This is a genomic window from Acinetobacter sp. KAM396 (genome assembly GCF_021602765.1).
Classification (GTDB): Bacteria; Pseudomonadota; Gammaproteobacteria; order Pseudomonadales; family Moraxellaceae; genus Acinetobacter; species Acinetobacter towneri_A.
Genome location: NZ_BPPH01000001.1, coordinates 268,402 through 276,595, shown reverse-complemented (window position 1 = coordinate 276,595; position 8,194 = coordinate 268,402). Strand labels below are relative to the sequence as shown.

Here is an 8,194-nt window from a genome sequence, read left to right as displayed (position 1 = left end):
TGGTTGTGGCATTACAACCATGAAAGACCACATCTAGCTAACAAAGGAAAGCCACCTCTAATGGCTGCTTAACCTCTACTTTTAACTTCGGTTATTTATGGGAGGATTACCGCATCATTATTAGGATTCATACTATCAGAGCGATCATCGTTAGGTGTTCTAGACATTCTATTTCTCCTATCAAAGTGGTTATCTAGTGATAAGTATCATAGAAGTTATAAAGAAATCATTTCTGGATATAAAAAAGATAAAGTTAGATAATTTTAGATATTTTCATTTAAGTTATTTTTGTAAAGATAAAAGTTAGAAGGAACTAAGAAACTGTAATCAAGATTGATTAAAATATATTTAAATTTACAAAAATTTAAAAATAATCAATAAATATTTGAATTTTAATGCTTATGTTAAAATATATATGGATTTCCATTTTAATTCCTAGTATCGTCAATTAATTGTTGTTGATGCGGTACAGCAATCGCTTCCCATTCCTTTGAAGCAGATTTTTGTACATGATATTAATGCAATTCTAAATCTTCGTTTTAACAAAAAACCAGTGAATTTTACAATTCACTGGCTTTTGCAATGACATTATATATAGCGCATGGGCCGATGAACTACCCATGCGGCATAAAGCAATTAATTAATCGAATCATCCAAGTTTGGAGCTAACCAACGTTTCGCTTCATCTAAACTCCAGCCTTTACGCTGTGCGTAATCTTCAAGCTGATCTAACGAGATTTTACCCGCGTTAAAGTACTCAGAAGCAGGGTTGGCATAGTAGAAGCCGCTCACAGATGAAGGCGGCCACATCGCAAAGCTGCTGGTCAGCTGTGTGCCAATCTTTTCAGTTGAACCTAACCAGTTAAACAGTGTCGCTTTTTCAGAGTGTTCAGGGCAAGCAGGGTAGCCTGGTGCAGGACGAATCCCCACATATTTCTCTTTAATTAGCTCTTCATTGCTCAGTTGCTCATTCGGCTGATAGCCCCAGAATTCTTTACGAATACGCTCATGCAAATGCTCTGCAAAAGCTTCTGCAAAACGGTCACCCAAAGACTGCACCAAAATGGCAGAATAATCATCCCCTTTGGCTTTAAACTCATTGGCCATTTCCTCCGCACCAAAAATCGACACGGTAAAGCCACCCAAGTAATCTTGCCCTTGCTCTGAGGTTGCGACAAAGTCTGCCAAAGACAAGTTTGGTTTACCTGTTACTTTGTCTGACTGTTGGCGAATATGATGGAAGGTATGCGTTACTTGATTACGTGCTGCATCATATACTTGTACTGAATCTGCCGCAGAACGGTTGGCAGGGTAAATCCCAAATACTGCACGTGCATCAAAGCGATTATTTGCAATAATATCTTTGAGCATGGCTTGCGCTTGTTTATATAAGTCGGTTGCAGCTTCGCCCACCACTTCATCTTCCAAAATTTTTGGGAATTTGCCCGCCAAACTCCAAGAAATAAAGAATGGTGTCCAATCGAAGTATGGCAACAAGGTTTCAAGTGGATAATTAGTCAGCACTTGAGTTCCAATTAAGTTTGGTACTGCAGGCGTATAGTTGTCCCAATCAATTTTCAAACCATTATCGATGGCTTCCGCATACGACAATTTCGCGGCTTTAGGCTGTTTATTGGCAATACGTTCACGAATTTTAGCGTATTCCGCACGGTGCTCTGCAACAAAAGCAGGTTTCATTTCAGGAGAGAGTAAGGTTGTCGCAACACCAACGGCACGCGAAGCGTCGGCAACGTAAATGACGGCATCGTTTGAGAACTGTGGATCAATTTTAACCGCAGTATGTGCTTTAGATGTGGTTGCGCCACCAATCAACAATGGAATGTTAAAGCCTTTACGCTGCATTTCTTTAGCAACAAAAACCATTTCGTCTAAAGATGGTGTAATTAAGCCAGACAAGCCAATAATATCGACTTTTTCATCAATAGCCGTTTGCAAGATTTTCTCAGCAGGTACCATTACGCCTAAATCGACAATATCATAACCATTACAGCCCAAGACCACGCCAACAATGTTTTTACCAATGTCGTGTACATCGCCTTTCACCGTTGCCATCAAGACTTTACCTTTAGACTGACCTTCGGTTTTTTCAGCTTCGATATACGGGTTGAGCCATGCAACGGCTTGTTTCATTACACGCGCAGATTTCACCACTTGTGGCAGGAACATTTTACCTGCACCAAACAAATCACCGACCACGTTCATGCCATCCATTAACGGGCCTTCAATCACATCTAATGGACGTTTGGCTTTTAAGCGTGCTTCTTCTGTGTCTTCATTAATAAAGGTGGTGATGCCTTTCACTAAAGCGTATTCAAGGCGCTTTTCAACAGATTCGTTTCGCCATTCCAAGTTTTCTTCGGCTTTTTGTGCACCTGACTGACCACGGTATTTTTCTGCTACTTCGAGTAGTTTTTCTGTGGCATCCTGACCGCTTTCACCTTGGTTCTGGTTCAGAATAACCGCTTCAACCGCATCTTTTAGTTCTTTCGGGATATCATCATAAATGGCTAGCTGACCGGCGTTCACAATCCCCATGGTCAAGCCTTGTTTAATCGCATAGTACAGGAACACGGCATGAATCGCTTCACGCACAGGCTCATTACCACGGAAGGAGAACGACACGTTAGAAATACCGCCAGAAATCATGGCATGTGGCAGGTTTTGTTTAATCCAGCCCGTAGCTTCAATAAAATCGACGGCGTAATTGTTATGTTCTTCAATACCTGTCGCAACTGCAAACACGTTCGGGTCAAAAATAATGTCTTCGGCAGGGAAGCCAACATCATTGACCAAGACATCATAAGAGCGTTTACAAATTTCGCGTTTACGTGCTGCAGTGTCGGCTTGTCCGACTTCGTCAAAGGCCATAACAATAACTGCTGCGCCGTATTGGCGGCAGAGGCGGGCTTTTTCGACAAACTCGTCATAGCCTTCTTTTAAGGAAATAGAGTTGACAATGGCTTTACCTTGTACACATTTCAAGCCTGCTTCAATGATTTCCCATTTAGAGGAGTCAATCATGATGGGTACGCGAGAAATATCTGGCTCAGAGGCTACCAAGTTCAAAAAGTGCACCATTGCACCTTCTGAATCGAGCATGCCTTCATCCATGTTGATGTCGATGATTTGAGCACCGCTTTCTACCTGTTGACGCGCAACATCTAAGGCTTCGGCAAAGTTTTCTTCACGAATTAAACGCAGAAATTTTTTAGAACCTGTAACGTTGGTACGTTCGCCCACGTTTACAAATAAAGAATCATCATAAATGTTAAATGGTTCTAAACCACTTAAACGGCAAGCAGGTTTAATGTTTGGAATTTTACGTGGTGGAATGTCTTTTACTGCATTGTAAATCGCGCGAATATGATCAGGTGTTGTACCACAGCAACCGCCTGTAATATTGATCAAGCCACTTTCAGCAAATTCTTTGAGGAAAGCTGCAGTTTCTTCAGGCGTTTCGTCATAGCCACCAAATGCGTTGGGTAAGCCTGCGTTCGGGTGCGCAGAAACAAATACATCGGCAACGTCTGAAACGGTTTTGACGTGTGGACGCATGGCATCTGCACCCAAGGCACAGTTAAAACCAATAGAAAGTAAATCGCCATGACGTACCGAGTTCCAGAACGCTTCTGCAGTTTGTCCCGTTAATGTACGTCCCGAAGCATCGGTAATGGTACCTGAAATCATTAACGGCAATTCACGCCCGAGCTGTTTAAACACTTCTTTTACTGCAAAAATCGCGGCTTTACAGTTTAAGGTGTCAAATACAGTTTCAATGAGCAGGATATCTGCACCCCCTTCAATTAAGGCATGCGCAGCTTCAATATAGTTTTCTTTGAGTGCATCAAATGTAATGTTACGAAATGCAGGGTCGTTTACATTGGGTGAAATTGAACAAGTACGTGATGTAGGCCCAAGTACACCTGCCACAAAACGTGGTTTGTCTGGTGTTGAATATTTTTCACAGGCTGCTTTGGCTAAACGGGCTGCTTCACGGTTAATTTCTGGAACCAAATCTTCCATGTGATAGTCAGACATGGAAACGCGCGTGCCGTTAAAGCTATTGGTTTCGATAATGTCTGCGCCCGCATCTAAATAGGCTTCGTGAATGCCCTGAATAATTTGCGGTTGAGTCAGTACCAATAAATCGTTGTTGCCTTTGAGGTCATGTGCCCAATCTGCAAAACGTTCACCACGATAATCGGCTTCTTCCAATTGATGGCGTTGAATCATAGTACCCATAGCACCATCGATAATTAAAATTCTTTGGGCAAGAAGCGCTTTCAGGGTGGTAAGCGTGGACATAAAAAACCCTTTATGACTGAATCCGAAATGAGCGGTATTTTAGCAGAGTTCGCAAGGCTTTCGTGCACTTGAAGCGACCAGAGCGAGTGTAAGTCGTAAAAATAGTGCATAAAGCGGTATTTTTAGAATTTGGAGGGGGAGTGTACTGTAGGTTTTGATCCCAAATAAAAGCAGTGATGATACGTATTCTAATTTTAATTTTCTTTGATGCGTCATCGCTTTGTCATATTGCTCAGGCAAAATTGGCTCAACTTGAAATTTGTCTGAACTTTTAGACAAATATGACAACCGTGTAATAAATCTAAATTTGAGAGAATGGCATAAGGAAAGTAGGTTTATTTATTCTAAGTGTTTAAATTTAAATATTTATTTTATTTTTATGCACCTAAAACACAGCTTAAAGTGTGAAAATAAAGTATGAAAGTTGCTTTATATAGCAGCTCTTTGTCATATAATTGTCACAATTTAATTGAACAATAAGGGGATTTTAAATCCTCTTTTCTGCTTGCATGAATTCTAAACCAACTCCTGTAGATTCAGCGCACAAGTCGATTACTAAATCGACCAATGTTCATGTGCCTACACCGAAATTTTTTATGCCGGTGTTTTTAACGATCATCGTTTCTACCCTTATTTATATTGGTTTCCAATTGTCTGCGGACTTATCCCACGTACCTGCGTTAAGCATGTACTCGGTGATTTTATTGGCGACCGCTTTATTCATTGCCTTAGGCTTTGAATTTGTGAATGGTTTCCACGACACAGCCAACGCTGTGGCAACGGTCATTTATACCAATGCTTTGTCTGCACCTGTGGCAGTAATGTGGGCGGGTTTCTGTAACTTCCTTGGGGTGATGGTCGCCAGTGGTGCAGTTGCCTACGGTATTATTGCTTTGCTTCCAGTCGAACTGATTATGAATGTTGGTTCAGGTGCAGGTTTTGCCATGGTGTTTGCCATGTTGATAGCCGCAATTGTCTGGAACTTGGGAACGTGGTTCTTCGGTATTCCTGCTTCAAGTTCACACACTTTAATCGGTTCGATTTTAGGTGTGGGGATTATGAACTACTTGCTTAACTCAGGTGCAGGCGCTAGTGGCGTAGACATGGAACAAGTCATGAAAGTTGGTAAGGCTTTATTGTTCTCGCCATTAATTGGTTTTGCCTTTGCTGCGATTTTGTTCCTCTTGGTGAAAAAAATCTTCAAGAAACAAATGGAGTTATTCCAGCCACCTGAAGGTAATAAACCACCACCACCCCTGATTCGTGCCATTCTCATTTTTACCTGTACTGGGGTAAGTTTTGCGCATGGTTCAAATGATGGTCAAAAAGGCATGGGTTTAATCATGTTGATTTTGATCGGGATTGTGCCTTTGGCGTATTCGTTAAACAAAGAGTTAGGCCAAAACCACATCCAATCGTTCCAGCAGCTTTCTACGCAAACGGCTGATGTGATTTATGCACAACATGTCGATATGCCAGATGAGAAAGCGCGTCAGATTATTACTAGTTATATTCAGACCAAAGAAATTACTCCTGAAGTCGTGCCTGCTTTGGCAAGCTTAACCGATCATTTGGGTGAGCGAGTGGGTCAATATGGCAATTTAAAAGACGTGCCTGAAGCTGAAGTGGCAGAAATGCGTAACGATATGTATTTAAGCACCACTTCGTTTAAGCGCTTAGACAAAGCCAATGCCTTGCCTGAAATGTCGGAAGAACAGAAAAAAGTGGTTAAAAGCTACCGTAGCCATTTAGATTCGTTCCTACAATACATTCCAACTTGGGTCAAAGTTGCCGTTGCCTTAGCACTAGGCTTGGGTACGATGGTTGGCTGGAAACGTATTGTGGTGACCGTTGGCGAACGTATTGGTAAGCAGCACATGACTTATGGTCAGGGTATGTCTGCCGAGCTTGTGGCCATGTCAACTATTGCTGCTGCAGATGGTTTGGGGATGCCAGTTTCGACTACACATGTACTGAACAGTGCGGTGGCAGGTACGATGGTGGCAAATAAATCAGGTCTGAATTTCCAGATGGTTCGCACGATTCTTTCTGCATGGATTTTCACACTACCTGCAACAATTTGTTTATCGGGTAGCTTGTTCTGGTTGTTCTTAAAAGTGTTCTAATCCATTCTCAACTTTTTTGAGTGTTTGAAAAAAGCGCTGTGATGATACAGCGCTTTTTTTATACCTGCAGATCAGTCTAGAGAAATATTTGCAGGCAAGTTTTTGAATAGATAGATTAGCGGTTTACATTACTTTTTAAATTTTTGGATGACTTTGTCCAGCGGTAATTTATCTGCAGCAAAGCCATAGAGCGCAGCGAAAGGTAGGGCCGTTCGTGCCAAATACGCCACGCGCCACAATCCACCATGGTTCGCACCTTCCATCATCAATTCGAGCGGATGCTCAAGTTTCACTTCAGGATTGGCTGCCGAGTTTGGATTGCGTAAGTCATGAATCCACAATGCCGCCATAATCGCATTGGTGGTTTCAGGGCTAAATGCTTCAACATCAAACAAACTTGCGCCACTAAATGCTGCTTTGAGTAATGGATTTTTGGTCACAGAGTGTGTGGTGGTCGAAGGTGCAATATTGATGCTGACATGCTGTCCTTGATGACGGGCTAAAATTGCACGCCATTGCTGGATGCGTTTTGCCAAAGCATAGTTTGGTCCTTGTTCCACTACCAAACAGTCGGCAATACCATAATGTTGACCATTGTCTGAAGCAATCAAATGGTGCAGATTTTTTTGAAAAAAATGGCTGCGTGAAAGGGTTTCAATACTTTTGGTGAGTAGCTTTTGCCCTTGCGAACGCTGCTGAAATTTCTCTGCTGATGCACTAATCACTTCTTCAGGAACAGCATAAACATCGGTTGGGGTACACATAAACATAAGGCTGCTGTCAGCTTTATGTTCGCTAACATATTGCATAATGGCATCCATCGCCATCGCAACACGCACGTGTTTTTCACCATCCAAATAAGCAATGGCTGCTAAATCTAGCGTTTCAGATTTTTGGGCTAACCATTGTGCAATTTCTGGGGTTTGCGTGAGCAGATTTGCACCCAATTGTTCTGTTAAAACGTCAAATGGAGTATCTGCCGCGAGTTGTGTTGTACTTGGTGCGTATAAGGTAGCATTGCCTTGTTGCACAGTGTTTAGAATTTTATTCCACACACGGCTGTTTGGTAAATCGACTGCAATAATATTGGCTTTCCATTTGGCTAGCCATGTGAGTGGACCTGCTTCTGATGCTGCACCAAATAGCACCATATTACGGTCAGACAAATCAAACCATTCGGGATGCGCTACTGCTGCATTTAACGCTTCGGCATGACTGGGTTCAATAATGCCAGCTGCGAGCCAAATTGCAATTTGATCTAGCAGAGCTTGACCTTGTAACTTTTTCCCACGATACGGTACATACCATTCGGGTGCTGATTGGCTGCTGCCTTGTAATTTAAAGGTATGTAAAGTTTCAGTAGGCAAGAGCATGACATCTTTCAGCACATATTTTTGCTCATGACGATAAAACTCAAAACTTTGATGCGCTTTTCTTAACCCATCTTCTGCAATTTGAATGGCGTTAGCTTGTTTACGAATACCGTTGATCACAAGGGCTTTAAAATGTTTTGGATAGTGCTTACGCCAGTTTTTTTCTGCCAAAGCATCAACGGAGCTTTGATGATCGACTGTGGCTAAGGCTTCGGCAATAATCTGTTTGCCCGTGTTTGAGGTGCTGGGTTTATGTTTTTTTGGATGAATTGGGAACTGTAAGCCATCGTAAGAAGTGGACATGCAAAAACTCGCAAACTAAATTGAAATTAATATACAGATGTATACATTATCTATGCCAAGTTGCGA

The 8,194-nt window shown here is 42.0% G+C and carries 3 protein-coding genes; 1 reads left to right on the top strand and 2 read right to left on the bottom strand.

Annotated features, from left to right (window positions below):
• Positions 1–636: 636 nt before the first annotated feature.
• The gene (gene metH / locus L6C30_RS01425; protein ID WP_236162149.1) at positions 637–4,326 is read right to left on the bottom strand and encodes a methionine synthase; all 3,690 of its coding nucleotides are present in this window, start codon (positions 4,324–4,326) and stop codon (positions 637–639) included.
• A 509-nt stretch (positions 4,327–4,835) separates the two neighbouring features.
• Between metH and L6C30_RS01420 the strand changes: the two genes are divergently transcribed.
• Positions 4,836–6,452, top strand: a complete 1,617-nt coding sequence (locus L6C30_RS01420) for an inorganic phosphate transporter (RefSeq protein ID WP_236162150.1) — start codon at positions 4,836–4,838, stop codon at positions 6,450–6,452.
• A 128-nt stretch (positions 6,453–6,580) separates the two neighbouring features.
• Here the strand turns inward: L6C30_RS01420 and L6C30_RS01415 are convergent, their stop codons facing one another.
• A complete protein-coding gene (locus L6C30_RS01415; RefSeq protein WP_236162151.1) occupies positions 6,581–8,128 on the bottom strand; it encodes a hypothetical protein in 1,548 nt (515 codons plus the stop codon).
• Positions 8,129–8,194 lie beyond the last annotated feature (66 nt).

Excerpts from the sequence above, each read along its gene's own strand:
- L6C30_RS01420 (WP_236162150.1), top strand. The coding sequence starts at position 4,836 with ATGAATTCTAAACCAACTCCTGTAGATTCAGCGCACAAGTCGATTACT.
- L6C30_RS01415 (WP_236162151.1), bottom strand. The coding sequence starts at position 8,128 with ATGTCCACTTCTTACGATGGCTTACAGTTCCCAATTCATCCAAAAAAA.
- metH (WP_236162149.1), bottom strand. The coding sequence starts at position 4,326 with ATGTCCACGCTTACCACCCTGAAAGCGCTTCTTGCCCAAAGAATTTTA.